Here is a 26,604-nt window from a genome sequence, read left to right as displayed (position 1 = left end):
GATATCGCTTTAGCCTCCAGAGAGGAAGGCAGGGAACCAAGGAAAGTGCTGCGCCCCCTGTCTATACCCAACCAGGGCAGGCGCCAGCCCCAATAACAGCGGGATTGTAACGGTGCTGATTGCCGATACACCAGTAGCGGGTGAAAGAAGCCGTTACTGTTCAGTCTGGTGAAGTTCGCGCAGGTAGCGCTCCCAGTCAAATCCGGGGCCGGGATCTAACTTGCGCCCTGGAGCTATATCGGAGTGCCTGGCAATTCTATCGAAATCTATAGCGGGATAAGCCCGCATCACAGCCGCACTGACCTCTGCCAGTGCACGGTACTGGGCATCGGTATAAATATCGGTATCCAGCCCCTCCAACTCAATGCCAATAGAAAAATCGTTACAATTGCTGCGGCCTTCGAATTCAGACTTGCCCGCATGCCAGGCGCGCCGGTCCAGGGGCACATACTGTGTGACGATACCATCGCGGTCGATCAGGATATGGGCCGAGACCTGTAAAGCGACGATCTCAGCAAAATAGGGATGGGCGTCAATATCCAACTGCCCCAGGAAGAAAGCATCGATATAGGGCCCGCCGTATTGTCCCGGTGGCAAGCTGATGCTGTGGACCACCAGGAGATCCACAGGGCAGTTTTCGGGCCGCCTGTTGCAGTGGGGACTGGGAACCCGGCGCGCCCCGGACAACCAACCGGCATCCACTTGGTATTTCAATCTGCGATCTCCACTCCAGAGAACCAACCCCGTCATGTGTCTCAGGGGTTCAGCAGATACCATTTTATGGAAGCGTTGATCGATATGCCAATCCCTTGCAGGCGGCTTGGTTCGATTCACAGCACTCCCCCGTCAGCAATCCGGTTCCCACGGGGGCAACTGAGCTCACCCCTAGCTCTGCTCGCTGCGCTTCTTGCGCACATTGCCAATCACTGACTGCAGAGCGCGTTCAAACAGCATGCCGTCATCCAGGGGCAGCAGTTGCGCGGAGCGCAGTGCATACGCCAGCTCCAGGCGTCCGAACTCCGCCACCTTGGCGCCATTGCGGTTTACAAAAATAAACTGTTCGATATCGCGGATCACCGCGGCCAGGCGGCAGCGGAACTGTTCTTCTTCCGAACGCTTCAGCTCAAACCAGCTACCCTGGGCCAGACGGAATGTCATTTGCCAGTGAGGATCGGATTCATCCAGCAATGCCAGCTCCTCCTGTTTGGATATGGGGGAGGCAACCTGCGCCTGTGCGACGGCCTGCTCCAGCTCCTCCATTTGCGGTATGGCAATTTCCTCTGGTCCGGCTATTTGCTCATCCACTGTATGCGTGAGTTTCGATAACCCAGGGTCATCCTTCGGCTGGGGGCTGTTGGTCTGTGATGGAAGGGGCTCTGGGGTGGCGGCGGCAGTCCGGTCGACTGTGGTCTCCGCAACCTCCGAATGCTCTGCGGCCGTTGCGGCTCTCACACCCCGCGCCACCTGCTCCCTGAGCTGGCGCTCGCGCTTTTCGGTCAGCTTTTGAGCAAGGGCAAAACGCTCGCGATAGATTTCCTTTAATCCCGCAAACAAGCTGCGCGCCTCGAAAGTATCGTAAGAGAGCGCCTCAACGCCCTCGCGCAGACGCTCCTGCAATACCGGCAACAAGGTGAGCAGCTGCTTGCGTGCGTCCGGCATCGGCGCCCGTACACTCCATACCAGATCCCGCGCGGTGCGCATATCCCGACGCCAGGTTTCGCTTCCGGTACCCTCTTTCACACAGGTGAGAAACAACACGTTGCTCCAGACCTTGTACAACCAGTCCTGTACAACAGGGGGCAGATCCCGCTCGGCCACCAAAGCATCCATCACCGCAGCCACACGAGCCCGTGCGGCCTGGGTCTTGGCTCGGCCATCTGCCTCGTCCACGACCCGGCGCTCGAGCATTTCCGCGCGCTTGCGCTCCCGCGCAATAAACTCATCCAGGGAAGCCAGCAATACGGAAAAAATCGTGATATCCCGATCAAACTCATTCAGGACGCGCTCAACAATCTGGGATATCTCACAGTAGAGCGGGTCGGACTCATAATTGTCCCCGGACTGCCAACCCGTCGCGGCGTCCGCCAGTGCGTTGAGCAGCTTGCGCGCGGGATGGCCACCCTTGCTGAAAAAAGACTTATCCGCAATCGCCACCTTGAGCAACGGCAGTTGCAGACGCCCGAGCTGGGACTTGATCGGGGTGGCGAGGCTGCGGTCTTCCAGAATAAAGGAAAACAGCATTTCCACCAGCTTGATGACATCGCTGTCCACTTTCGCCAGGGAGGCACTCTGGTTCACATCCAGCAGTCGCTCCTGCAGCAGCGCACTCACATCCAGTAACTGCGCGACACCCGAGCCCCGGTAATCGGCTCCGCTTTGCAGGGCGCCCAAATGGGAGAGCAGATCGCCGGCTGCCATGGGGGCCAATCCCGCCGCGGCCGGCACCAGCCCAGGAGCGAAATGCGCAGTGGCCGCGGCGCCTGGGGAGGAGGTATTTACAGGGGCATTCGCACCTCCGGAGAGAGGGGCCGCAGCATTTCCAGGAAAAGAAGACCCCGGGTAGGCCGGGCGCTGCCGACTGGTGCGCTGTTGCTCGCGCAGCGAGGGCAGTACTCCCTGCTCCACCAACAATTGATTACAGAATTCGTAAAAATCCCGCAGCTGCAGCATCACTTCCTGCTCAAATTTTTTCAGCAGCGTGAGGCGGGCACGAATATGGAGATCCAGCGTCTGTGCGGATGCCACAAAGGCATCGCAGATCACATCGGGGCCCAGGGGATTATTCTTATCGTAGACCTTGACCGAATAGAGTGTATTCAGACGTATACAAAGCTCGGCGAGGGGTTCGGCAAAATCACGTTTAGCATTGGCCACCATGGTATCCGCGGCAACCAGTTGCTCCAGGTCATCATTGTGCACCAGCGACAGGCTGTCCGGGGCAAAACCGGTTTCCTGCTGTGGTTCCCGGCGGATTTGGAAGGCCTGCTCCACATTGCCGACAAAGCGATCGACTATGTTGCGGCGCTCCACCCGCAGCAGGCGCAGAGCCTGGAACAGGCCGTCTTGCTCTTCCTGGCCATGGGCGCGTTCGGCCATGGCAAACAGAGAGTCATCCACCTTGCCAAACAGTGCCTTGACCCGCTCGCGCAGTTGGGTACTGGCCTTTTCCTTTAGCAACACAACCGCCGAAGGCAGGACAGCGGGCTTGTCCGCAGTCACCCCTTGTCGTCCCGCGCTTTTCTCGGAAAGGGAAACAACCTTGCTGGATTCACTCATTGCCAAGAGGCCCTTCTCATGCCGTCCGGTCTATTGTGTATTTGCTGACATCGAAATCCTGTCGGTCCTGTGAGCCCCGGGCAAACATCCGGACTCGTTTTTGCTGGTATCCGGCTGTGCAGGGGCCGCCCAGTAAAATACGCTCACTATCCTGCGGGAAAAAGCAACAAAGGCTCTTGAGATATCCGAGGCTTCGACGCCATAAACCCAAAGGCTATGCCCGGTGACTCAATGGGCAATCAGGCAATCCGCATTCCTTGCCCAGTCGATTCTACTCGTGTTACGACGCACTGTTACACAGTTTCGCGACATATTTGAGAAACCTGTCACAGCAATTTATCGGCCCAGTTGCCAACTGTGCAGGTGGCCGCACGGAGTGTGGGCACGCTGCCCTGGACAATCAAATTTTCGTCTCTTTTGGTAAACTGCCACCGCGTTTAACACGAGGTTCCCCGATGCATCCACGAGACAGTGCCATTCCAAAGATCATCCCCGATCTGCAACGGGCTGTGCGCACAGCGCTGGAGGAGGATATTGGCAGCGGCGATATCACCGCGCAGCTGGTCCCCGCCGACCGCAGCGCGCGCGCCCGCGTCACTACCCGGGAGGACTGCATCCTGAGCGGGCGCGCCTGGGTGGAGGAAGTGTTTCAACAACTCGATGCCGAGCTGAAACTACACTGGTACTTTGCCGACGGCGATCGGATAACCGCCAACACCGTCGTGCTCGAGCTGGAAGGCAATGCGCGGGCAATGCTCACCGGGGAGCGGACCGCACTGAATTTCCTGCAGACCCTTTCCGGCACCGCCACCACCGCCGCAGAGTTTGCCGCGCAGGCCGCCGGGACCGAAGTGAAAATTCTCGACACCCGCAAAACCATTCCCGGCCTGCGCAGTGCACAAAAATATGCAGTACTGTGTGGAGGCTGCTACAACCATCGCATCGGGCTCTACGATGCCTTCCTGATCAAGGAGAACCACATCGCCGCCGCCGGGGGTATCGATACTGCAGTAGCCCGGGCCAGAGCTCTCAATCCCGAGGCCCTGGTAGAGATTGAGGTGGAGAGCATCGAAGAACTGCAGCAGGCGCTGAAAAGTGGAGCTGATGTCATTATGCTCGACGAGTTTAACGATTCAGAAACCCGCACCGCCCTGTCACTGGCAAAGGGTCGGGCCAAAATAGAAATTTCCGGAAGCGTGGACCGGGACCGCATAGAACAGCTGGGGGCACTCGAAGTGGACTATATCTCATCAGGCAGCCTGACCAAGCACCTGCGTGCGATTGATCTGTCCCTGCGCATCGATCTCTGAATACTACTGTTTACCGGCAGCGGGCACGGTACCCAAGCGGCGTTTATACCACTCTCAGTGGTGGTGGTGCTCCGGTTCTTCCGACTGCGGGGATTCCGTTGCATCCACCGTGCCGTGACCACTGTGACTGCCGTGCCCCCCATGACCCAGAGCACCCCAGATTGTCCAGAGACCGAACAGCAGGATGGCCGCGGCGAACCCCAAGCGAACACCCGGCTTCTGCACAATGTTGCGCACCTGTACCGCGGCGGCCCCGGTAGCCAGCATGGCCGGCAGGGTGCCCAGGCCAAAAGCGAACATCGCCATGGCCGAGCGCCCGGCACTGCCCTGGGCCAGGGCGAAAGTCAGTGCGCTATACACCAGACCGCAAGGTAGCCAGCCCCACAGAGAACCCAGTGCAACGGCCTGCCCGGCGGAATGCACTGGCAACAGCTTTGCTGAGAGTGGCTGCAGATAACGCCATACATAGCTGCCCCCTTTCTCCAGCCACACCAGACCGCGCCAGATACCGGCAACATACAGTGCCATTGCGATCAGCATAATGCCCGCCACAAGTCGCAGTGGCGTGAGCGCCGGAATCACGGCTGCACCCAGAGCGCCGGCCAGTGCCCCCATCAGGGTGTAACTGCCGAGGCGGCCCAGTTGATAAGAGCCCAGCTGCACCCAGGCGGTATCCCTACCCGGCACTGCCATGCCGAGGGCACCCGAAATGCCCCCGCACATACCGATACAATGGCTACTGCCGAAAAAGCCAATGGCGAGCGCAGCCGCCAGGAATCCCCACTCCTGCACTGGTTACCGCTCCTCGTCACCGTCTGCTGCGGATTGGTCCTGCACGTCGTCCTCAAACAAAATTCTCCGCCCCTCGGTGTCCAGATCATCGTACTGGCCATTGTTCACCGCCCAGAAAAAAAGCTTGACTGCCAGGGCAACAAACAGCACCGCAATGGGGATCAGGAAGTAGAGACTGTCCACAATGTACTCCTCTCTTTCAGTCTGTGAGACCCGGCCCAAGCCCGCGTAGCGGGCTGAGCGTGTTTTCGATCGTCGCCCCGGAACGGGTCAGACGCAAAGCGTTCAGCACCACTACCAGTGAACTGGCCGACATCCCTATGGCAGCGGCCCAGGGCGGCACCAGACCACACACCGCCAGGGGCAACGCCACGGCGTTGTAACCCAGTGCCCAGACCAGGTTCTGCCGCACAATCCGGCGGCATTGATAGGCCAGGGCAATAGATTGCGGCAAGACCTGCAGGTTGCCCTGCAGCAAAATCGCATCGGCACGGGACTGCGCCAGATCGGCTGCGGACATCATCGCCACAGAGGCATCGGCACCAGACAGTACCGGCACATCGTTCAGGCCATCCCCCACCATCAGCACCCGCTCGCCCCGATGCTGCAGATGCTGCAGATGGGCAAGTTTGTCTTCCGGCGATGCCCCGGCGCGGAAATTGTCGATGCCCGCCTGCGCCGCCAGTCGCTGTACTTCGCCGGATTGATCGCCACTGAGCAACTCCACGGACAATCCGAGACTGTGCAGCTGTTGCACCGCCTCCCGGGCAGAGGCGCGCAGCGCATCCCCCAGGGCAATCCAGGCAACGGGTCCGCTATCGTCGGCGAGCAGTATCCACTGTCCTACTGACGCTGGCGGGGCAGCGTCTACCTCCGCTGCAAAGTCCCCGCGGCCCAGGCGGTAAGCCACCCCTTCAACCAGCCCCTCCAGCCCCCGGCCCGTATGCACCCTGACCTGGCTGGCAAGCCGGTTGCCGCGCCAGGCGCGAAAGGCGCGCGCCAGGGGATGTCGAGTCTGGGATTCCAGTGCCGCAGCCACTTCCTGCACCCGCTGTTCATCCCACCCGGTACGCAGTAGTTCGATCCGCTGGATGCGTGGCTCACCACGGGTCAGGGTGCCGGTTTTATCGAATACCACCCGGTTGATACGGGGCAGGGTTTCCAGCAGGTTGCCGCCGGCTACCAGCAGCCCCAATTGCTGCAGGCGCAGGGTGGCGGAAGCCAGTGCCGCCGGCGTCGCCAGCGACAGCGCGCAGGGACAGGTCACCACCAGCACCGACAGGGCTACCCAGAAGGCGCGGCTGGCATCCAATTGCCACCAGAGGACAAATGCTCCCAGAGCCGCGAGCAACACGATCCCGACAAAGGCACCGGCAACCCGGTCGGCCAGGGCCACCTGGCCGGGTTTTTCCAGCTGGGCGCGCTCCACCAGTCGCTCAATGGCCGACAATCTTGTGAACTTACCCGCTGCCGTTACCCGCACAATCAGGCTGGAGTCACCGTTCACACTGCCGGCATACACCGGGCTACCCGCAGACTTCCGCTGCAGAGCCGACTCACCGCTGAGCAGGGATTCATCCACGCCGCTCTCCCCTTCCAGGACTTCGCCATCCGCGGGCACCGTATCGCCGGGGCACAACAGAATCCGATCCCCCTCGGCCAGCGCGGCGATAGATACCGCCACGACCTCATCTCCTTCATACCTGGCGACCGTGATCGGCAGCAACTGGGCCAGGCCGCCGCTGGCGAGCCCGGCCCTGTGGCGCGCCCGCATCTCCACGGTGCGGCCGAGCAGTAAAAAGAAGGTGAACATGGAAATGGACTCAAAATACACTTCGCCGGTGCCGGAGACCGTGGCATAGAAACTGGCCCCATAGGCCAGGCCAATGGCCAGGGAAACGGGCACATCCATCCCCAAGTGGCGTGCGCGCAAACTCCGCAGAGCTGCACTGAAAAACGGCTGCGCGGCATAGAAAACCACTGGCGTCGCCACCAGCAGGGATACCCAGCGGAAAAAGCGCTCGAAATCACCCACATCACCCGTACCCGCACCAAAATAGAGGGCGATGGCGAACATCATGACCTGCATGGTGCCGAGCCCCGCGACCCCCAGGCGGCGCAGGGCTGCGCGGTGTTCGGTCTGGATCACATTGTCACGGTTGGCAGCGGTGGCGGGAGCCGGGCGATAGCCGATACGCTCAAGTGCAACAAATAGCTGGCTGGGCTTGACCTGCGCGGGGTCAAATACGATCTGCGCACGGGAGGTACTGGCATTGACCGAAACCTTCTCAACCCCGGCCAGGTGTGCCAGGTGCTTTTCGATCAGCCATACGCAGGCGGCACAGGTTATACCCCCGACCAGCAGCGCCGCCATTTGGTGCGCACCGTCCCAGTCGTGCACAAACTGCTGCTGCACCTCGGGAAGATCATAGGCAGCCCATCGTGCCAGTGACTGGGCCTGTTCCGGGCGCTCGTTGACCCGCTCCCGATAGCGATAGAATCCGTCCAGGCCACCGGCAACAATCGCGCTCGCCACCGCCTCGCAGCCTGGGCAACACAGATCGCGGGCCTGCCCTTCGATAACGATTGAGTAGTGACTGCCGGCGGGCACCGGGAGTCCGCAGTGATAACAGGGCGGGGACGTCGTCATTGACGCGCCGGGTTCAGGGGCGCTGCCTCGCCCAGGTCAAAGTTGATCTCTCCCTTCAGGCGCCACTGGGCATCCCGGTGCTTCTGTGGGTCGAGCTCAGGCATCAGGCGCAGGTACCAGCGGCTGTTCAGTTCGGTGGGGACCGTGCCGGTATAGCGGCCGACAGAGAGCTGGGACAGGACAATATGCTGGTCCAGGTCTTCCTCCGCCGGGTGGCTGAGAGTGAGCAACAACTGCCCCGGATAGTCTGTGTTGCCGTTCAGTTCCACAATAACCGCCTGCGCCCCCCGCTGAAACTGCACCATGGCCGCAAGCCCCAGTGCCAGGGCGCGCTGGTCCTGCGCTCCGGAAAAGTGGTACATGCGGTTTTCTTTGTGGTAGGTGTCGCTGACCGTATCGTCGGCGTGGCGCACAGCGATGGAAACCGTGATGGAGGAAACAACCAGCACCGCAATCAGCGGGGCCAGCACCATCCAGGCCCAGAACTCTCGATACCAGGGTTTTGCCGTTGGTTCTTTCATCGCGTTACCAGAAATTACCGTTTTGTGCAGCTGTGTCGGGCGCCCCGGAACGGGCCGGAGACGCCGGCGGGATTGTAGTCCCGCCTACTGCTTGGGACCAATAAATACCGTTCGATGCCTGTCGATCAGCTCCGGGGCATCGACGGCCTGCACCACGATTTCGATATCGTGTTTTCCGTCTTTCAGCTGCGCCCTGGGTACACTCACCCGGATCGGTACCGGAAAGATCTCTCCGGCCTCCAGAACGACCCTGCGCGGTTTGCGCACTGAGTAGTCATACCCGGGTGCACCCTCCACACGGATAGTGAACTCATGCGCAGCCTGATCCATGTTGTTGATCTTAACGGTGTACACATTCTGTACCAATCCCTGGGATATGCGGTACATACGCGCACCGCGATCGCGGATAACCTCCGCTTCAATGGGGCTGCGGGTGGCCACCTGCTGCGCGAACAGCCCGACCATTGCCAACAGGATGACCGCGTAGCCAAACAGACGAGGGCGCAAAAAGCGGGTTTTTCCCCTCTCCAGCTCATCCTCGGAGGTGAAGCGGATCAGGCCGCGATCGTAACCCATTTTGTCCATTACGCTATTACAGGCGTCAACACATAGACCACAGTTAATGCACTCATACTGCATGCCATCGCGAATATCGATGTCTACCGGGCATACCTGCACACACCAGTAGCAGTCGATGCAGTCCCCCATGCCCTCGGCCCTGTAATCCATAGTTTTCTTGCGCGGTCCGCGGGTTTCACCGCGCTTGGCATCGTAGTAAACCGCCAGGGTATCCTGGTCGTACATGACCGACTGGAAGCGCGCATAGGGGCACATGTACTTGCACACCTGTTCGCGCAGGAAGCCCGCATTCATATAGGTGGCGAAGGTGAAGAAAGCGACCCAGAAGACACCCTGGGGGTGGGCGTTAAACGTGGCGAGATCCACAACCAGGTCGCGAATGCCGTAAAAGTAGCCGACAAACGCCAGGGCCGTAGCCAGGGCAATCAGCAGCCAGATCCCGTGAGTCGCGCCCTTGCGCAGAATTTTCTCCAGGTGCCAGGGCGCCTTGTCCAGCCTTATGCGCTTGTTGCGGTCGCCCTCACAGATCCGTTCGGCCCACATGAACATCATGGTCCAGACCGTCTGCGGGCAGGTGAAGCCGCACCAGACCCGCCCCATCCAGGTTGTCACGGCAAACAGGGCGAAAGCGGCGATGATCAGCAGCCAAGCGAGCAGAAAGCCGTCCTGGGGACCAAATGTGGTCCAGAAAATATGAAACTGGCGGGTGGGGAGATCAAAAAAGACCGACTGGCGGCCGTCAATATTTATCCAGGGGAGAAAGAAAAAGGCCAGCAACAGCGGCAGGCCTGTGTACTTGCGAATCCGGGTATAAACACCACGGATATGGCGAATATAGATTTTGTCATCCGATTCATAGAGCATGCGGTAGCGGACTTCGCCATCACCTTCCTGCTCTTCACGGGTGGGAATCAAGTCACTCACAAAAACCTCACTCTCACACGGGCACAGTCAGGCGCCATTCTATGAGGTTGTGTCCCCGTCCCTGTAGCGCCCGGAGTGCTACAAAACAGGGCCCCATATCCGGGACCCCGGTCTTATAGTTACTGCTGCTCTTCATCCTGACGAGACAGGCTGTAGACATAGGCCGCCACCAGGCGGATTTTGTCATCGCGCAGTTTGTCTCTCTGCGCGGGCATCATGTTGCTGCGACCACCGCGAATGGTGTGCTGGATCTGCTCACGGCTGCTGCCGTAAAGCCAGATATCATCGGTGAGATTCGGAGCACCCAGAGTCTGGTTGCCCTTCGCATCCAGCCCGTGGCAGGCCATACAGACAGTATTGAATACCTTCTGGCCCTCGGCGGCCATGGCGGCATCATGCTCGAGACCATTTAGGGAAAGTACATATTCGGTGGTGTTCTTCACCCCTTCCTCACCAATCACCGGTCCCTGCGGCGGCATCACACCCTGGCGGCCGTTGTACAGGGTTTCCAGGATTTTTTCCGGGGTGCCTCCATAGAGCCAGGCGTTGTCGGTCAGGTCAGGAAAGCCAAAGTTACCACCGCCATCGGCACCGTGGCACACGGCACAGTTGTTGGCGAAGATACGGGAACCCATCTTGAGGGCCTCACGGCTCTGGGCAATCTCCTCAATGGGCATATCCCGATACTTGCCAAACGTCTCGTCAAACTGCACCTGGGCCTTGGCCTCGGAGGCCTCCAGGGCACCTACGGAGGTCCAGTCAGCCAAACCCTTGAAGTTGCCCATACCCGGGTAGATCAGCAGGTAGGCGGCGGAAAACACCAGCGTGACGATAAACAGCATGAACCACCACTTGGGCAGGGGGTTATCGTACTCCTCAATGCCGTCGTATACATGGCCCGTGGTCTTGTTTTCCGGTAGCGCCTGGTCGTCAACCGCCACTTTTCGGTTGGCGAACAATACCCAGACAATCAGTGCCAGGTTGGTGAGGGTGAGTACAATTACCCACAAACTCCAGAATGTACTCATTGCTTGTTCTGCCCCTGTTTTCGTTCGGTCTCGGAACCCTGTCCGGATTTGGGTTCATCCTTCTGAGCAGCCGAGGCACTTTTGTCGTCCTGTTGCGCCTCATCGGCAAATGGCAACTTGGCGTCTTCCTCAAAGCGCTTTTTGCGTTTCGGTGAGAAGGCCCACCAGCAGATTGCCAGAAAGGCCAACGATCCCAGCACCAGCCCGATCTCGCGCAAAGTTTCTATGGTCATGAGTTTCCGTCCCCCGCAATTAACGTTTCTGGGTTACCAGGGTGCCCAACTGTTGCAGGTAGGCCACCAGGGCATCGATCTCTTTCACCTTGCCACCGGCGAAGGGCTTGGACGCATTGGCGATATCCTCATCGGTATAGGGCACACCAACCAGGCGCAGGGCCTCCATCTTGCGCGCGGCATACTCGCCGGTAACCACATTGTCGAACAGCCAGGGATAGGCCGGCATAATGGACTCAGGCACCACACTGCGCGGGTTGTACAGGTGCGCGCGCTGCCATTCGTCGGAGTAGCGGCCGCCCACCCGGGCCAGATCCGGCCCCGTGCGCTTGGAGCCCCACAGGAAGGGGTGCTCGTACACGGATTCCTGGGCCATGGAGTAGTGACCATAGCGCTCCACCTCGGCGCGCAGCGGGCGCACCATCTGGGTGTGGCACACGTGGCAGCCCTCGCGGATGTAGATATCACGGCCTTCCAGCTCCACCGCACTGAGTGGCTTCATACCCGGCAAGGGCGTGTAGTTAGCCTTGGTGTAAAACTGCGGAATAATCTCCACCAGGCCACCAAAACTGATGGCGATAATGATGAACAGGATCATCCAGCCGATGTTTTTCTCCACAATGTCATGATTCTTCACGAGCTGATCTCCTATGCCGCCGGCACTGCGTGAACGGTGTTATCGGAGTGGGCATCGTTCACCTTCTCCGTGATCGTGCGGTAGACGTTGTAGGCCATCAGCAGCATACCCAGCAGGAACATGGCACCGCCCAGCAGGCGCACGACATAACCGGGATGGCTGGCAACCACACTCTCAACGAAGCTGTAGGTCAAGGTGCCATCGACATTGAAGGCGCGCCACATCAGGCCCTGGGTAATACCATTGACCCACATCGCCGCGATGTAGAGCACCGTGCCCACCGTGGCCAGCCAGAAGTGCGCGTTGATCAGTTTCACACTGAACATTTCCCTGCGCTTCCACAGCACTGGCACCAGGTGATACAGAGCGCCAATGGAGATCATGGCTACCCAACCCAGGGCGCCGGAATGCACATGGCCAATGGTCCAGTCCGTGTTGTGGGACAGGGCGTTGACGGTCTTGATCGACATCATCGGGCCCTCAAAGGTGGACATGCCGTAGAAGGACAGAGAGACCACCAGAAAGCGCAGGGTCGGATCGGTGCGCAGTTTGTGCCAGGCACCGGAGAGGGTCATGATGCCGTTGATCATACCGCCCCAGGAGGGTGCCAGCAGGATCAGGGACATCACCATGCCCAGACTCTGGGCCCAATCGGGCAGCGCTGAGTAGTGCAAGTGGTGACCACCCGCCCATACATACAGGGAGATCAGGGCCCAGAAGTGCACGATAGACAGCTGGTAGGAGTAAATGGGCCGGCCCGCCTGCTTGGGCACGAAGTAGTACATGAGACCGAGGAAGGCTGCCGTCAGGAAGAAGCCAACCGCATTGTGGCCATACCACCACTGGATCATTGCGTCCTTGGTACCCGAGTAGATAGAGTAGGACTTGAAGGGCGCAACCGGAATCTCCAGGTTATTCACCACATAGAGCACGGCGACCGTGACGATGTAGGCACCGAAAAACCAGTTCGCCACGTAGATATGGGAGGTCCTGCGCCTCATGATGGTTCCGAAGAACACCAGCGCATAGGCAACCCAGACCAGGGTGACCAGGATATCAATGGGCCATTCCAGCTCTGCGTACTCCTTGGTGGTGGTAAAGCCCATAGGCAGGGTGATCGCCGCTGCCACAATCACGACCTGCCAGCCCCAGAAAGTGAAGGGGATCAGCCAGCCGCCCCACAGGCGCACCTGGCAGGTGCGCTGCACCACGTAATAGGAGGTAGCAAACAGGACACTGCCGCCAAAGGCAAAAATCACCGCGTTGGTATGCAGAGGTCGCAAACGCCCGAAGTGGGAAAACGGCTGCCATAAATCATTGAGCTGGGGCCAGGCCAGTTGGGCTGCGATCAGAACGCCCACGCCCATTCCAACAATGCCCCAGACCACGGACATAATGGTGAACTGGCGCACGATGTTGTAGTCATAGTCCGGCACCGGGCCGGTCTTTGCCACCGTTGTCGTCATGTTTGTACTTCCGTTGCTTTTAAAATTCGGTTCCACTACCTGGGCCGGACCCACGGGAGATCTGTGCCAGTGATCCCTGGCGAATGCCGCCACGATTGACTGGAGGACGATTTAAGCGCAGCCGCCACCAGCCACAGCTGATCTAAATCAATTTTCTTCCCTTGTCGGCAGCAATACGCAGGCGCAGGGCATTCAACTGGATAAAGCCCTCGGCGTCTCGCTGATCGTAGGCCCCGGCATCGTCCTCAAAGGTGGCGATGCGCCCGTCGAAGAGACTGTCCGCAGAGCGGCGCCCCGCCACACTCACACTGCCTTTGTACAGCTTGAGACGCACCTCCCCGTTCACCACCTGCTGGGATTCATCGATCGCCGCCTGCAGCATACGGCGCTCCGGTGACCACCAGTAGCCGTTGTAGATCAGTTCGGCATAGCGCGGCATCAGGGAATCTTTCATATGCGCCACTTCGCGATCCAGGGTAATAGATTCAATCGCCCGGTGGGCCTTCAGCAAGATAGTACCGCCGGGGGTTTCGTAACAGCCGCGGGACTTCATGCCGACGTAGCGGTTCTCCACAATGTCCAGACGACCGATGCCGTTGGCGCCGCCGAGCCTGTTGAGGGTTTCCAACAGTAACGCGGGGCTCATGGTGTCACCGTCAAGCGCTACCGGATCACCCCGCTCGAAAGTGATGGTGGTATAGGTGGCCTGCTCCGGCGCCGCTTCCGGGCTCACGCTCCAGCGCCACATGTCCTCCTCTGCCTCCGCCCAGGGGTCTTCCAGCATGCCGCCCTCATAGGAAATATGCAGCAGGTTGGCATCCATGGAGTAAGGGGATTGTTTCTTACTGGAAGAGAAGTCCACGGGAATGTTGTGCTGTTCACAGTACATCATCAGTTTTTCCCGGGAATTCAAATCCCATTCGCGCCAGGGGGCGATGACCTGGATACCCGGTCTGAGCCCATAGGCGCCCAATTCAAAGCGCACCTGATCGTTACCCTTGCCGGTGGCGCCGTGGGCGATGGCGTCCGCGCCGGTCTCGTTGGCGATTTCAATCAGGCGCTTGGCAATCAGCGGGCGCGCAATGGCAGTGCCCAGCAGATATTCGCCCTCGTAAATGGCATTGGCGCGGAACATCGGGAAAACAAAGTCCCGCACATATTCCTCGCGCAGGTCATCAATATAAATCTCCCTGACCCCCAATGCCTCAGCCTTGGCACGCGCGGGGGACACTTCCTCGCCCTGACCGATATCGGCAGTGAAAGTCACCACCTCACAGCCATAGGTTTCCTGCAACCAGCGCACAATCACCGACGTATCCAGCCCGCCGGAATACGCCAGTACCACCTTGTCGATATTGCTCATTGTTATCCTCTGCTGGCCGAAAGCTGCCATCATGGCAAAAGCTCGCCGACACCCACCGCTCCTGTGCGAATGGATGTCAGTCTGGGGGGATTATTTTTGGAGGTATGCCCAGGATCGGTGTAGATGGGCACAATAATACCCATACTGATTCTCGGGGCGCGATTGTAGCGCCTCAGCCCGCAATCGACTAGCGCTATGGCGCCAGTCGACACAATTGGTTAATTTTTGATCATTTTGCGCATCGCAATTTTGTATCGCATCGGGTAGCATGCGCGCCGCACAACAATACACTACAGCGAAACGCAACACGGAGTACCATGGCGGAGCAAATCACCCTTCGCGCCCCCGACGACTGGCATATTCACCTGCGCGACGGCACCGCCCTCAAACGCACCGTGGGCGATGCCGCCCGGCAATTCAGTCGTGCTATTGTGATGCCGAACCTGGTGCCGCCGGTGACCAATGCCAAGAGCGCTCTGGCCTACCGCGGGCGTATCTGCACCCAGATTCCCAGCGATTGCGCTTTTGAGCCCCTGATGGTGCTTTATCTGACCGACAAAACAGATGCCGAAGTGATCCGCCAGGCCCGGTCTGCCGGTATCATCGCCGCCAAACTGTACCCGGCCGGCGCCACCACCAACTCCGACTCCGGCGTAACGGATATCGTCAATATCTATCCCGCACTGGAAGAGATGCAGTCCTGCGGCATGAAGCTGCTGCTGCACGGGGAAGTCACCACCAGCGGAATCGATATTTTTGACCGCGAGCGGGCGTTTATCCAAAACACCCTGTCGCGACTTGTAGAGGATTTTCCCACCCTGAAGATAGTGCTTGAGCACATTACCACTGCCGAGGCTGCCGAGTTTGTGCAGGGTGCCCGAGCGGGGGTTGCGGCGACCATCACCGCACACCACCTGCTGTACAACCGCAACCATCTGCTGGCAGGGGGCATCCGCCCGCACTTCTACTGCCTGCCGATTTTAAAACGCAGCACCCACCAGTCCGCCCTGATCGAAGCGGCCACCAGTGGCAACCCGAAGTTTTTCCTCGGCACTGACTCGGCTCCCCACGCGCGCGGGCAAAAGGAAGCCAGCTGCGGCTGCGCGGGCTGCTACACCGCCTACGCCGCCATCGAGCTGTATGCGGAAGCCTTTGAACGGGCGCGCAAACTGGACAAACTCGAGGGCTTTGCCAGTGAATTCGGCCCCGACTTTTACGGGCTGCCACGCAACAGGGGTACCATTACTCTGGCAAAGCGCCCCTGGACCCTGCCGAATAGCCTGGATATGGGTGGCGAGCCCCTGATCCCACTCGCCGCCGGTGAAACCCTGCAATGGCAGCTCGTATAATGTTGATCCCAGCCAATGCTTCAGGTGGCCTTCGCCCGCAGAGAATTCCCGTGGCAACAGCCCGGCCCCATTAAGATTGACAAGGATTCACAGTGACCCCAGCGGAACAATCGACAGGACCCAAAAGCCCCCTCGCGCAGCGTTTTCGCGGTTTCCTGCCGGTGGTGATAGATCTGGAGACCGGTGGCTTCAATGCCCGCACCGATGCCCTGCTGGAGATTTCCGCGGTCCTCCTGGATATGCACGAGGACGGCAGGCTCTTCCCACTGGAATCCCACAGTTTCCACCTGGAGCCCTTTGCGGGTGCCAATGTGGAGCAGTCCGCCCTGGATTTTATCGGTATTGACCTCGAATCCCCGGAGCGGGCAGCCTGCCCGGAGGAAATCGCCCTGCCGGAATTGTTCCGCAAAGTCCGCAGCGCGGTTAAAAAGCACAGCTGTACCCGCGCCATCATGGTTGCCCACAATGCCCACTTTGACCTCGGTTTCGTCAATGCGGCAGTGGAGCGCTGTGCAATCAAGCGCAACCCCTTCCACCCCTTCTCCTGCTTCGACACCGCCAGTCTCGCCGGGCTTGCCTATGGCCAGACCGTACTGGCCAAGGCCTGCCAGGTCGCCGGTATTGCATTCGACAACACCTGCGCACATTCCGCCGAGTACGATGCAGAGAAAACCGCCGCCCTATTCTGCACGATTGTGAACAAATGGCGGGCACTGGGCGGCTGGCCTGTGGCTGCTGTGGAACCGATTGAGCCGGAGGCGGAATAAACCAGCTGCCGGCGTGACAGCCCCGCCGCCGCCCCTCCCCCTCTCAAGGTCGAATGCCGCTGCTGCCACCCGTGATAGCCGCCCTATGCGTACACCTTAGGCAGTTGGGTGATTTTTTGTGCAAACTTCTGTATGATATTCAGCTTGATCATCCAACCGGACAGGTATCGTGGCCAAAAAAGCATCACCCTCTTCAAGGCGCAAACAATCCACCTCCCTTGAGACCAGCGAGAGTATTGAAGCTCAGGTGCAGGCCTTCCTGGAAAAAGGCGGTGAGATTCAGCAGGTGCCCAAGGGGGTGAGCGGCCAGACCAATACTGCTGGACCAAAACATATCACGCTGGGTAAAAAGCCCCGCAATTAACCGCGACCACCCATCCAGGGCCAGACACAAAAAAACGGCTCCGGCCGCCCCAGGCGAGGCGTGCCCGGAGGCGCGTTTTCGGGCATTTTTGCATCCGTCTCCAATCAGGGCATTTCTTCCAGCTCCGCCCCTTCTTTCACCGGTGGCATCAGGTCTTCCTTGGAAATTTTCAGTCCCATCAGCACGTTTGCAGCCACATACACCGAGGAGTAGGTACCCACGATCACCCCGACAATCAGGGCCAGGGAAAAATTGTGAATCAGCTCCCCGCCAAAGAACTGCAGCGCCCAGAGCACCAGCAGGGTGGTGAAGGAGGTCATGAAGGTACGGCCCAGGGTCTGGCTGATGGAGATATTGATAATCTCCTCGGGCTCCGCCTTGCGCACCTTGCGGAAGTTCTCTCGAATGCGGTCAGACACCACGATGGTATCGTTGAGGGAATAACCGATCACTGCCAGCACCGCCGCCAGAACGGTTAAATCGAAGTCCAGCCCCAACAACGCAAAGAAACCCAGCACAACAATGACATCGTGACCGAGTGCCGCAACCGCACCGATAGAGAACTTGTACTGAAAGCGCAGGGCCACGTACATCATGACCAAAGCCAGTGCCACCAGCATACCCAGGCCACCGTCGTCGCGCAGTTCCGCACCCACCTGCGGTCCGACAACCTCCACGCGACGCAGGGTCACACTGCCGTCGCTGGCGGCCTGCAGCACCGCCACCACCTTGTCGCCGATCGGCGTTACCGTCTCCTGCTCGGTGGCGCTGATCTGGGTCTCCTCTTCGGTCACCTCCGGCGGCAGCTTGATCAGCAGCTCGTTTTCGGAGCCGTAGTTGACCACTGTTGCGCCCTCAAAGCCGGCATCATCCAGCTGTGCGCGCACATCGTTGATCAAGGGGGTGACCTCATAGCCCACCTCAACCTGGGTGCCCCCCGTAAAGTCCAGGCCAAACCTCAGGCCCTTGGCCGCCAGCACGCCAATGGATGCCAGCAGCAGAGCGATGGAGATCGCCGCAGCCACCCTGCGCCAGCGCATGAAGTCGTACACGCGCTTGCCCATGTACTCGGTGATCTTGCCGTTTTCCACTTTGGTCTCACTCATGGCCAGCCCCTTAAATCCAGAGTTTCCGTACACGGCGACCGCCGTAGAACAAGTTGATAATGGCCCGCGTCCCCATAATGGCACTGAACATAGAGGTGAGAATGCCGATAGACAGGGTGACCGCGAAGCCCTGTACCGGGCCTGAGCCAATTGCGTAGAGGATCAACGCCACAATCAGCGTGGTGATATTGGCATCGACAATGGTGCTGTAGGCGTTGTCAAAACCGGCGGTAATCGCCGATTGCGGCGGCATGCCATTTCTGAGCTCCTCCCGTATCCGCGAGAAGATCAGCACGTTGGCATCTACCGCCATACCCACGGTGAGTACGATACCGGCGATTCCCGGCAGTGTCAGGGTGGCACCGAGAAGCGACATCACCGCCACCAGCAGGATCATGTTGACCGACAGGGCGATAGTGGCCGCCAGGCCAAACACCCGGTAGGAAATCAGCATGCAGATAATCACCGCCAGCAGACCGATCTGTACCGACTGTACGCCAACCTTGATATTGTCGGCCCCCAGTGACGGCCCTATGACACGCTCTTCCACAAAATACATGGGCGCAGCCAGGGCACCGGCGCGCAGCAGCAGGGCCAGCTCCTGGGCTTCCGCCGGGCTGTCCAGACCGGTGATGCGAAACTGCTTGCCCAGCGCGCTCTGTACCGTGGCCAGGCTAATAATTTTCTTGTCTTCGGTCTTGATCTGCTCTATGACTTCGTTGTCCTGGGCATCAGTCCGGGTCTGTGGGGTAAAGCGGGTCTCGATAAACAGGGTGCCCATACGGCGGCCCACATTCTTCCAGGTGGCGCGGTGCATCAGCTCGCCGCCGCGGGAATCGAGGGTGATATTCACCTGGGGGAAGCCGCTCTCGTCGTAACCCACGCGGGCATTGGTGACACTGTCACCTTTGATAATAATCTTGCGCTCAAGCCAGGCGCCCCCATACATTTGGCGCTGCTGCTCGCTGCGGTACTCAAAGTACTCTTTATTGGTCACCAGTTCGTCGGGGCGGGCCTCCATTCGGTATTCCAGGTTGGCCGTCTTACCGATAATGCGCTTGGCCTCTGCGGTATCCTGCACACCGGGCAACTCCACCACAATGCGGTTGCGCCCCTGGCGCTGGACGATGGGCTCGGCTACCCCCAGTTCGTTAACCCGGTTGCGCAGGGTGGTGAGGTTCTGGGTAACCGCGTAGTCTTCCAACTGCTTGATTTCCTGCTCAGACAACACAGCGCGTATTTCCAGGTTCTCACCGCTGCCGGATTCGCGCAGCTGGAGTTGCGGGAAATCCTTGCGCAGCGTGGAAAGTGCCAGGCTGCGCAACTCCTCGCTGCGAAAGCGCGCCACAATCTCGCGATCGTCAATCAGATCAACGCTGCGGTAACGGGCCTTGGCCGCGCGCAGTTTGGTCTTCACCTCCTGGACATAACTTTCCATATTGGTTTTGACAATGGTATTGGTGTCCACCTCCATCAGGAAGTGCACACCACCGGCCAGGTCCAGCCCCAGCTTCATCGGGCTGGCCCCGATTCCACTCAACCACTCGGGGGTGGTTGAGGCCAGGTTCAAGGCCACCACGTAATCGTTATGGCCCAGCGCCTCCTGAATCGCCCGCTTGGCCGGCAGCTGTGCCTCCATGGAATCCAGGCGAACCAGAACCGCCCTATCGCCCACTTCAGCACCGAAATATTCGATGCCCGCCGTATCCAGGGCCTTTTCCACCTGTTCCAGCACCTCTGGACCAATGGTCATGGCGCTGGACTGCCCGGAGATCTGTACTGCCGGGTCCGGCTTGTAGAGATTGGGCGCGGCATAGACCAGGCCAAAGGCCACAACCGCGAGAATCAGAAAGTACTTCCAGATCGGGTAGCGATTCATACTGTTCTCATTGTTTTACTGTGACCTCTAGGGCCGGTAAATCATGGCAATCTGCCTGGATATGCGGGCGCTGTGACCGGATTGCAAGAGACACGGCCCCCGGAACAAGTGGTGGCCGATTATACGGGGATCGGGTGACCGGACAAATCGCAGGGACACAGCTGCGCGGCGCGCAGTACCGCAGACAGCAAAACAGTGCCGCGCCTCAAGCGCGCAGGGGCGGCACCTCGCGATCCAGGCGGCGGTAAAACTCCGCGACAAAAGCCCCCAGGGTATTGACGGCGATAGCCTCGCGCAGCTTTTGCATCAGGCGCTGGTAATGACGCAGGTTGTGTATGGTGTTGAGCTGCGCCCCCAGCATCTCACCACAGCGGTCCAGGTGGTGTAAATAGGCGCGGGAGAAGTGCGCACAGGTGTAGCAGTCGCACTCCTCTTCCACCGGCGCGCTGTCATAGCGGTGTTTGGCATTGCGGATTTTCACCACGCCGTCTGCGGTAAACAGGTGGCCATTGCGCCCGTTGCGGGTAGGCATCACACAATCGAACATGTCGACACCGCGGCGTACCGCCTCGACAATATCCTCCGGCTTGCCCACACCCATCAGGTAGCGGGGCCTGTCTGCCGGCATGTTGTGCACCAGGTGATCCAGCACCTTGATCATCTCCGCTTTCGGCTCGCCCACGGACAAACCGCCGATGGCATAGCCATCAAAACCAATCCCGGTCAGCCCCCGCAGGGAAGCGTCGCGCAGCTCCGGGTACATCCCCCCCTGCACAATGCCGAACAGGGCCGCAGGGTTTTCACCGTGGGCCTGCCTGGAGCGTTCCGCCCAGCGCAGGGACAGCTCCATGGACGTGCGCGCCTGCTCGGGGCTGGCGGGATACGGCGTACACTCGTCGAAGATCATCACGATATCAGAGCCCAGGTCCCGCTGGACCCGCATGGACTCCTCGGGGGTGAGAAACACCGGGCTCCCATCAACGGGGGAGCGGAAGGACACCCCCGCCTCGGAAATTTTTCGCAGCGCGCCCAGACTGAAGACCTGGAAACCGCCGGAATCCGTAAGGATGGGGCCCGGCCACTGGATAAACTCATGCAGGCCCCCCTGGCTCTTCACCACTTCGGTACCCGGACGCAGCATCAGGTGAAAGGTATTGCCCAAAATAATCTGCGCACCGATGGCCTGGATATCCCGTGGCAGCATGCCTTTTACCGTACCGTAGGTCCCCACCGGCATAAACGCCGGTGTCTCCACCACCCCGCGGGGAAAACGCAGGCGGCCGCGCCGGGCCTTGCCATCGGCGGTGTCCCGCTCAAACTGCATGAAACATTCCCGGCTCACGGGGTATCTCCTGTTACGGGCGCCACGGTTTCGCCACGGGCATTGGGATTGCGAGAGATCAACATGGCATCGCCGTAGCTAAAGAAACGGTAGCCCTCAGCTACCGCTGCGCGGTAGGCCGCCATGGTGTGCTGGTAACCGGCAAAGGCGCACACCAGCATCAGCAGGGTGGATTCCGGCAGGTGGAAATTCGTGACCAGTTTATCCACCACACGAAACTCGTAACCGGGATAGATAAAGATATCGGTCTCCCCCACCATCGCGGTCAGTTCACCACAGCGCGCTGCACTTTCCAGGGCCCGCACACTGGTGGTGCCCACGGCGATCACACTGCCATCGCGCGCGCGGCAGCGGGCCACGGCCTCCACCACACGCTCCGGCACATGCAGCACCTCGCTGTGCATCTGGTGTTCGCGGATATTGTCCACACGCACCGGCTGGAAGGTACCCGCCCCGACATGCAGGGTAACAAAGGCAATCTCCACCCCCTTGTCACGCAGGGCACCGATCAGGGCTTCATCAAAGTGCAACCCCGCTGTGGGTGCGGCAACCGCGCCGGCATGGCGGCTGTACACGGTCTGGTAACGCTCGCGATCACGGGCATCGTCCTCCCGGTCAATATAGGGCGGCAGCGGCATATGCCCGAGGCGCTCCAGAACCCCTAACACCCCCTCTTCTGCGGGAAACGCCAGCTCAAACAGGGCTCCGCAGCGCCCCGTTACCTCAATGCGGGTACCGTCATCCAGCAGGATACCGGTGCCCGGCCTGGGGGACTTGCTGGCGCGCACATGGGCCTGGGCTTGCCCCCGATTGAGCACCCGCTCAACCAGGATCTCCAGCTTGCCGCCGGTTTCCTTGCGTGCAAACAGGCGCGCCGGGATCACCCGGGTATCGTTGAAGACCACAAGGTCACCGGCGTTGACCTGCTGGAGGATATCCGGAAACCGGCGATGTGCAATCGTCCCCTCAGGGCCATCAAGGCAAAGAAGGCGACTTCCACGACGCGCCTGGGTCGGCACGCGGGCAATCAGCGTATCGGGCAGGTGAAAATCGAAATCCTGACGCTGCATGGAATCCTGGAAAAAAGCATCTGTGAAGTGGTCGCGAAGGTTATAGGAAATTTTAGGCCCTGTTAACTGGCGCGACAGAAAAGCGCCTAAGTGATTGAATTTACTGATTGACCCCACCTTGCCCGTTGCTATAATCACGCCCGCCCTGGCAGCCGACAGCTGCAAGGCGCCTGTGCCAGAGTGGTGAAATTGGTAGACACAGGGGATTCAAAATCCCCCGCCCTTAAAAGCGTGCCGGTTCGAGTCCGGCCTCTGGTACCAGCTCTCAAACCCGCGCCAGCTCTCGCTTTCGCGGGTTTTTTATTGCTCTCTATTCCATTCCCTTTTTGTAGGATTCAGTGCCATAAATCCCGGTAATGTCCACATAGTGTCCACACACATATTTTTTGGTCCACAAATGCCCCCTTAATCTGCTCTGATAATTCTCAAAATCAATAATGCCCAAGGACTTAACAAAGCTTCGGCCCAGCCAGCCAGTTTAGTTGGCTATTCGCCTGCCTTACTTCTTCAAACAAATCTGATACAAAACCTCTCCATCTCTCGGAAAACCCCATGGTTACTAGCTTTCGGCCAATTTGGCCTGTGAAAAATCTCTTCAATTCTCTTCATTTTTCTTCAATTTGTGAAATCCCGAAAATCGCTACAGCCCACGGCTGGCGGGGGTTTGCGGTGTTTTCCAATTTCACTGGCTAAGGAAAAGCGCAAAACCGGCAGGCGTGGGGAGGAGTGATCGACAGTCCTTTTCTCCGTTCAAAAAATGTGCAGACTTGTATGTGCTAACGTTTTAGCCCATTGAAATAGTTCAATTTTTCGATTTCTAAGGCAGAAACGGGCAGCGTGACTGACCTTGTCAGGCGATGAAGAAAATTGAAATCCCACCTTTGTGGTTTGGCACGACAGTTTAGATAGATGTTGTGTGGCCGATATTAATAGAATTTATTTGATATTAATTCGAGAAGAGTGAGCAATCTGTCATAGTGTGTATATTTATTCCCTTTTCTGGCTCCTGTATTCTTTTCTTTCAGTGATAGCAGAGCAGGGACAGCAATGGGACATTACGAACAGCCAAAACCTTACTATCTAAAAGACCGCCGCGAGGTGGCCATTGATATGTTTGCCTCAAAGCAGGACATCACCAAGGCGGACTATATGGCTCTACAGGTCGTTGAGCAGGTTGAAGAAACCCTCGACAAATACCGCCAAGAGTCTGTCACCATGTCACAGATGGACTTGGTAAGTGAGGAACATGACTCAGCCCGGCTCGGGAAGTTTATGGATAAAAACAGGAAGCCCCACCCTGGCGGAAACTGTGACGCCCATGCCATAGTCTCTGGCGGGCACCCAAAGGCTGTACAGCAACGAGGTATTTTGGCCTTTGTAAAAATCAGGATAGATGACATAAGAAATGGAACCTGGCTTCCCAGAAGAACAGCAGATACCCCACACCCCAAAATGCCTGATGCCGTCCCTCATTCACGTATTCACAGGAATGGCTATTACAAATGGCTAAAAGCTAAATTCGATACTCTAGATTTCAGCAACCTTACAGAGCAGGAGGTTGAAAAACTACTTAGAGGCATAGAATATGACCTCAAATTCTCCACTTTCCCGAACTATGTTATGTTGCCAGCCGATAAGCTTTAACCCCTAGAAACAATATGAAAATCTACCAAGTATTCGAGAATGACAGCGACTATATGACCCCCTACTTTGAGCCTGGAGAAGTTATCGGAAAGCGCGGGAGTATTCAGTTTGTCTTCAATACAAACCCTCAGGCTTATGCTGGTGACTGGGTGCCGTTGGAGTTGAGTCTCAAGGCTTGTGATTCCTCCCCGGTGATTCCCACACTTTCTACATGGCAAAACTATCTGGTACTCCACGAGTCGGCATATCAAGCGCTGAAAGGCCTGCTGGGTCCATTTGGTGAACTCCTGCCTTGCACGTATCAAGGAGTCAAGTTCTACCTATTCAACCCGTTAACAATTGCTGAAGACCTCGACGCCATCGTGCCCAGCTCTGTCACGAGGGATAATGACTTACTCTCAGGCATCGCATTCGATGAAGAAAAGCTCAAAGATGTGCCGGTATTCAGGACCAAGGAATCCTATATCAGCATCTATTGCACAGGTGCTTTTAAGGATGTGGTTGAGTCTGAGAAGCTCGACGGTCTGCTGTTCAGTACTAATCTAACCCACTACTAACACTGAAAACCCCCATTAGTAGAGCCAACCGGCAAAGGCTATATGGAGATACCATAGTTGGCACCTCCATACTAAATCCCCATAAGGTTAAATGAACCACAGTACCTTCTTGGAATCTTCCACCGACAAGTAAAATCTATTATTTTTCTTTCATAAGCTTTAGTTGGTTAACCCTGCTTTAAACAACCCGATAACCACGTGCATCTCACTGTTGTATGTAATTTACCTGGGCTAGTGGCCTGTAAAAGACGGTTTTTGAAGATTTGTGACGCGTGAGGGTTGTGCGACGATACGGAAGTTTCGCTAGTGCTAAACAGAATAAATCCTAATGCTTGATATTTTGAAATTGGCGAGGCGCAAGCTGAACAAATCTCGCCTACTAGCGCTATAGACCTGGTTGAAGCAGAAGTAAACTATTTCAACCAGGTCTATGGGCGCATATTAGGTAACTAAAGTTTAATCGCTACCTCACATCAACCTGCAGCCCGCTTAATTGATTTTTCTGATTCTGTAGTGGTCTACTAAACCCGGACACCATTTTAGGTGGTAAAGTCGCCACCTGAGTTAGAGGTGTTCAATGAGTAGACAACGTCGTTCCTTCTCCCTGGAGTTCAAACTGGATGCTGCCCGCCTGGTCGTAGATCAAGCTTATTCAGTACCTGAGGCCGCCCGTTCATTGGATGTGGGTACCACCGCCATCCGCCGATGGGTGAAACAGCTTGAAGCTGAACGTAGCGGGAAGACACCTGCGAGCAAAGCATTTACCTCCGATCAACAAAAGATCCAAGCGCTTGAGGCCCGGATCAATCGCCTGGAACGGGAGAAAGAGATACTAAAAAAGGCTACCGCTCTCTTGATGTCCGACGAGATGAATCGTACGCGCTGATAGACCGATTAAGTGAGCAAGAGTCCGTCGAAGTGGTCTGCAAAGCGTTTGATGTACCTCGATCATGCTACTACGAGTACAAGAGCAGAAAAAATAGCATTGATGTATCGAGGGTTCAGCTTTGTGCCAGGGTCAATGAAGTCTTCAAGCGTAGCCGCAGTGCCGCTGGTAGCCGAACAATTGTGGGGATATTCAACAATCAGGGCATCACAATCGGGCGCTTCAAAGTGCGCAGGCTGATGCGCGAAGCTGGTCTGATCTGCAAGCAGCCGGGCTCTCACAATTACAAAAAGGCAACGGTTGAACGGCCAGATATACCGAATGAGCTTGATCGAGAGTTCAATGTGGAAATGCCAAATCAAGTCTGGTGTGGCGATATCACCTACATCTGGGCTGGCTCTCGCTGGTGCTACCTGGCTACGGTGATAGATCTGTACGCCCGCCGTACCGTCGGTTGGGCGATTTCAGAGCAGCCGGATGCGGCTCTCACGGTGAAAGCTCTGGAAATGGCCTGGGAGCAGCGAGATAAGCCAAATGGTGTCATGTTCCACTCGGATCAAGGTAGCCAGTATGGGAGCCGTCTTTTCAGGCAGCGGCTATGGCGCTGCCGGATGAGACAGAGTATGAGTCGTCGTGGAAATTGCTGGGACAATGCTCCGATGGAAAGACTGTTCCGCAGCCTGAAAAGCGAATGGGTACCGTTTCTTGGCTACGCCTCCATCGCAGAGGCAAGCCGGGACATCAGTCACTATCTGATGACCTACTACAATTGGGAACGTCCCCATCAGCACAACGATGGTATACCACCCGCAAAGGCGGAAGAAAAACTTAACTTACTGTCCGGAAATAGTTGACCACTAC

Annotated in this window: 23 protein-coding genes and 1 tRNA gene; 8 read left to right on the top strand and 16 right to left on the bottom strand. The window is 58.0% G+C overall.

What is annotated here, in order from left to right; genetic code table 11:
- Positions 1-153 precede the first annotated feature (153 nt).
- Positions 154-834, bottom strand: coding sequence for a 1,6-anhydro-N-acetylmuramyl-L-alanine amidase AmpD (gene ampD, locus M8T91_RS03430; protein ID WP_496113298.1), 681 nt, complete (start codon positions 832-834; stop codon positions 154-156).
- A 51-nt stretch (positions 835-885) separates the two neighbouring features.
- Entirely contained in the window at positions 886-3,276 is a 2,391-nt protein-coding gene (locus M8T91_RS03425) for a DUF1631 domain-containing protein (protein WP_301416844.1), read from the bottom strand.
- Between the two features lie 455 nt (positions 3,277-3,731).
- Here M8T91_RS03425 and nadC point away from each other — a divergent pair, with 455 nt between their 5' ends.
- The gene (gene nadC, locus M8T91_RS03420; RefSeq protein ID WP_301416842.1) at positions 3,732-4,586 is read left to right on the top strand and encodes a carboxylating nicotinate-nucleotide diphosphorylase; all 855 of its coding nucleotides are present in this window, start codon (positions 3,732-3,734) and stop codon (positions 4,584-4,586) included.
- 54 nt (positions 4,587-4,640) lie between these two features.
- Here the strand turns inward: nadC and M8T91_RS03415 are convergent, their stop codons facing one another.
- The 10 genes from M8T91_RS03415 to M8T91_RS03370 all read right to left on the bottom strand — a co-directional run bounded on the left by M8T91_RS03415 (position 4,641) and on the right by M8T91_RS03370 (position 14,779).
- Entirely contained in the window at positions 4,641-5,378 is a 738-nt protein-coding gene (locus M8T91_RS03415; RefSeq protein ID WP_301416840.1) for a sulfite exporter TauE/SafE family protein, read from the bottom strand.
- 3 nt (positions 5,379-5,381) lie between these two features.
- Positions 5,382-5,561, bottom strand: coding sequence for a cbb3-type cytochrome oxidase assembly protein CcoS (ccoS, locus tag M8T91_RS03410; protein ID WP_301416838.1), 180 nt, complete (start codon positions 5,559-5,561; stop codon positions 5,382-5,384).
- Between the two features lie 16 nt (positions 5,562-5,577).
- Positions 5,578-8,028, bottom strand: coding sequence for a heavy metal translocating P-type ATPase (locus M8T91_RS03405; RefSeq protein WP_301416836.1), 2,451 nt, complete (start codon positions 8,026-8,028; stop codon positions 5,578-5,580).
- A complete protein-coding gene (locus M8T91_RS03400; protein ID WP_301416834.1) occupies positions 8,025-8,549 on the bottom strand; it encodes a FixH family protein in 525 nt (174 codons plus the stop codon). The genes M8T91_RS03405 and M8T91_RS03400 overlap by 4 nt, the downstream gene beginning before the upstream one ends.
- Before the next feature lie 84 nt (positions 8,550-8,633).
- On the bottom strand, positions 8,634-10,052 hold the full coding sequence (ccoG, locus tag M8T91_RS03395; RefSeq protein WP_301416832.1) for a cytochrome c oxidase accessory protein CcoG: 1,419 nt from the start codon (positions 10,050-10,052) through the stop codon (positions 8,634-8,636).
- Between the two features lie 119 nt (positions 10,053-10,171).
- Complete coding sequence (ccoP, locus tag M8T91_RS03390) at positions 10,172-11,080, bottom strand: cytochrome-c oxidase, cbb3-type subunit III (RefSeq protein WP_301416830.1); 909 nt, start codon at positions 11,078-11,080, stop codon at positions 10,172-10,174.
- On the bottom strand, positions 11,077-11,313 hold the full coding sequence (locus M8T91_RS03385) for a cbb3-type cytochrome oxidase subunit 3 (protein WP_301416828.1): 237 nt from the start codon (positions 11,311-11,313) through the stop codon (positions 11,077-11,079). The genes ccoP and M8T91_RS03385 overlap by 4 nt, the downstream gene beginning before the upstream one ends.
- Positions 11,314-11,332: 19 nt before the next feature.
- Positions 11,333-11,950: a cytochrome-c oxidase, cbb3-type subunit II gene (ccoO, locus tag M8T91_RS03380; protein WP_301416826.1), complete on the bottom strand. Its 618-nt coding sequence runs from the start codon at positions 11,948-11,950 to the stop codon at positions 11,333-11,335.
- Between the two features lie 11 nt (positions 11,951-11,961).
- Positions 11,962-13,416, bottom strand: a complete 1,455-nt coding sequence (gene ccoN, locus M8T91_RS03375; protein WP_301416823.1) for a cytochrome-c oxidase, cbb3-type subunit I — start codon at positions 13,414-13,416, stop codon at positions 11,962-11,964.
- 142 nt (positions 13,417-13,558) lie between these two features.
- Positions 13,559-14,779, bottom strand: a complete 1,221-nt coding sequence (locus tag M8T91_RS03370; protein ID WP_301416821.1) for an argininosuccinate synthase — start codon at positions 14,777-14,779, stop codon at positions 13,559-13,561.
- A gap of 317 nt (positions 14,780-15,096) precedes the next feature.
- Between M8T91_RS03370 and pyrC the strand changes: the two genes are divergently transcribed.
- The 3 genes from pyrC to M8T91_RS03355 all read left to right on the top strand — a co-directional run bounded on the left by pyrC (position 15,097) and on the right by M8T91_RS03355 (position 17,259).
- Positions 15,097-16,128, top strand: a complete 1,032-nt coding sequence (gene pyrC, locus M8T91_RS03365) for a dihydroorotase (RefSeq protein ID WP_301416819.1) — start codon at positions 15,097-15,099, stop codon at positions 16,126-16,128.
- 92 nt (positions 16,129-16,220) lie between these two features.
- Complete coding sequence (rnt, locus tag M8T91_RS03360) at positions 16,221-16,895, top strand: ribonuclease T (RefSeq protein ID WP_301416818.1); 675 nt, start codon at positions 16,221-16,223, stop codon at positions 16,893-16,895.
- A gap of 169 nt (positions 16,896-17,064) precedes the next feature.
- The gene (locus M8T91_RS03355) at positions 17,065-17,259 is read left to right on the top strand and encodes a PFL_1563 family small protein (RefSeq protein WP_301416816.1); all 195 of its coding nucleotides are present in this window, start codon (positions 17,065-17,067) and stop codon (positions 17,257-17,259) included.
- Between the two features lie 104 nt (positions 17,260-17,363).
- On the opposite strand, the gene secF is transcribed toward M8T91_RS03355, so the two are convergent.
- The 4 genes from secF to queA all read right to left on the bottom strand — a co-directional run bounded on the left by secF (position 17,364) and on the right by queA (position 22,656).
- The gene (gene secF / locus M8T91_RS03350) at positions 17,364-18,365 is read right to left on the bottom strand and encodes a protein translocase subunit SecF (RefSeq protein WP_301416814.1); all 1,002 of its coding nucleotides are present in this window, start codon (positions 18,363-18,365) and stop codon (positions 17,364-17,366) included.
- Positions 18,366-18,375: 10 nt separating this feature from the next.
- Complete coding sequence (gene secD, locus M8T91_RS03345) at positions 18,376-20,244, bottom strand: protein translocase subunit SecD (protein ID WP_301416812.1); 1,869 nt, start codon at positions 20,242-20,244, stop codon at positions 18,376-18,378.
- A gap of 205 nt (positions 20,245-20,449) precedes the next feature.
- Positions 20,450-21,568 carry a tRNA guanosine(34) transglycosylase Tgt gene (gene tgt / locus M8T91_RS03340; RefSeq protein ID WP_301418995.1) on the bottom strand — a complete coding sequence of 373 codons (1,119 nt, stop codon included), beginning with the start codon at positions 21,566-21,568 and terminating at the stop codon, positions 20,450-20,452.
- Positions 21,569-21,582: 14 nt separating this feature from the next.
- Positions 21,583-22,656, bottom strand: coding sequence for a tRNA preQ1(34) S-adenosylmethionine ribosyltransferase-isomerase QueA (queA, locus tag M8T91_RS03335; RefSeq protein ID WP_301418992.1), 1,074 nt, complete (start codon positions 22,654-22,656; stop codon positions 21,583-21,585).
- 174 nt (positions 22,657-22,830) lie between these two features.
- Between queA and M8T91_RS03330 the strand changes: the two genes are divergently transcribed.
- The 4 genes from M8T91_RS03330 to M8T91_RS03315 all read left to right on the top strand — a co-directional run bounded on the left by M8T91_RS03330 (position 22,831) and on the right by M8T91_RS03315 (position 26,597).
- Positions 22,831-22,917: transfer RNA gene (locus M8T91_RS03330), tRNA-Leu, on the top strand.
- Positions 22,918-23,703: 786 nt separating this feature from the next.
- On the top strand, positions 23,704-24,300 hold the full coding sequence (locus M8T91_RS03325; RefSeq protein ID WP_301416810.1) for an AHH domain-containing protein: 597 nt from the start codon (positions 23,704-23,706) through the stop codon (positions 24,298-24,300).
- Positions 24,301-24,314: 14 nt separating this feature from the next.
- Entirely contained in the window at positions 24,315-24,857 is a 543-nt protein-coding gene (locus M8T91_RS03320; protein WP_301416808.1) for a hypothetical protein, read from the top strand.
- A gap of 577 nt (positions 24,858-25,434) precedes the next feature.
- A protein-coding gene (locus tag M8T91_RS03315; protein ID WP_301413877.1) for an IS3 family transposase occupies positions 25,435-26,597 on the top strand; the annotation gives its coding sequence in 2 pieces (ribosomal slippage) (positions 25,435-25,690 and positions 25,690-26,597; 1,164 coding nt in all).
- Positions 26,598-26,604: the final 7 nt, after the last annotated feature.

The organism is Microbulbifer sp. MI-G, assembly GCF_030440425.1.
GTDB lineage: Bacteria > Pseudomonadota > Gammaproteobacteria > Pseudomonadales > Cellvibrionaceae > Microbulbifer > Microbulbifer spongiae.
This window is presented reverse-complemented; position numbering and strand designations above follow the sequence as displayed.

What these genes read in the sequence shown, in the direction of transcription:
- M8T91_RS03425 (WP_301416844.1), bottom strand. Translation starts at nt 3,276, where the DNA reads ATGAGTGAATCCAGCAAGGTTGTTTCCCTTTCCGAGAAAAGCGCGGGA.
- nadC (WP_301416842.1), top strand. Translation starts at nt 3,732, where the DNA reads ATGCATCCACGAGACAGTGCCATTCCAAAGATCATCCCCGATCTGCAA.
- M8T91_RS03405 (WP_301416836.1), bottom strand. Translation starts at nt 8,028, where the DNA reads ATGACGACGTCCCCGCCCTGTTATCACTGCGGACTCCCGGTGCCCGCC.
- M8T91_RS03400 (WP_301416834.1), bottom strand. Translation starts at nt 8,549, where the DNA reads ATGAAAGAACCAACGGCAAAACCCTGGTATCGAGAGTTCTGGGCCTGG.
- ccoP (WP_301416830.1), bottom strand. Translation starts at nt 11,080, where the DNA reads ATGAGTACATTCTGGAGTTTGTGGGTAATTGTACTCACCCTCACCAAC.
- M8T91_RS03385 (WP_301416828.1), bottom strand. Translation starts at nt 11,313, where the DNA reads ATGACCATAGAAACTTTGCGCGAGATCGGGCTGGTGCTGGGATCGTTG.
- ccoN (WP_301416823.1), bottom strand. Translation starts at nt 13,416, where the DNA reads ATGACGACAACGGTGGCAAAGACCGGCCCGGTGCCGGACTATGACTAC.
- M8T91_RS03370 (WP_301416821.1), bottom strand. Translation starts at nt 14,779, where the DNA reads ATGAGCAATATCGACAAGGTGGTACTGGCGTATTCCGGCGGGCTGGAT.
- pyrC (WP_301416819.1), top strand. Translation starts at nt 15,097, where the DNA reads ATGGCGGAGCAAATCACCCTTCGCGCCCCCGACGACTGGCATATTCAC.
- secF (WP_301416814.1), bottom strand. Translation starts at nt 18,365, where the DNA reads ATGAGTGAGACCAAAGTGGAAAACGGCAAGATCACCGAGTACATGGGC.
- secD (WP_301416812.1), bottom strand. Translation starts at nt 20,244, where the DNA reads ATGAATCGCTACCCGATCTGGAAGTACTTTCTGATTCTCGCGGTTGTG.
- tgt (WP_301418995.1), bottom strand. Translation starts at nt 21,568, where the DNA reads ATGCAGTTTGAGCGGGACACCGCCGATGGCAAGGCCCGGCGCGGCCGC.
- queA (WP_301418992.1), bottom strand. Translation starts at nt 22,656, where the DNA reads ATGCAGCGTCAGGATTTCGATTTTCACCTGCCCGATACGCTGATTGCC.
- M8T91_RS03325 (WP_301416810.1), top strand. Translation starts at nt 23,704, where the DNA reads ATGGGACATTACGAACAGCCAAAACCTTACTATCTAAAAGACCGCCGC.
- M8T91_RS03320 (WP_301416808.1), top strand. Translation starts at nt 24,315, where the DNA reads ATGAAAATCTACCAAGTATTCGAGAATGACAGCGACTATATGACCCCC.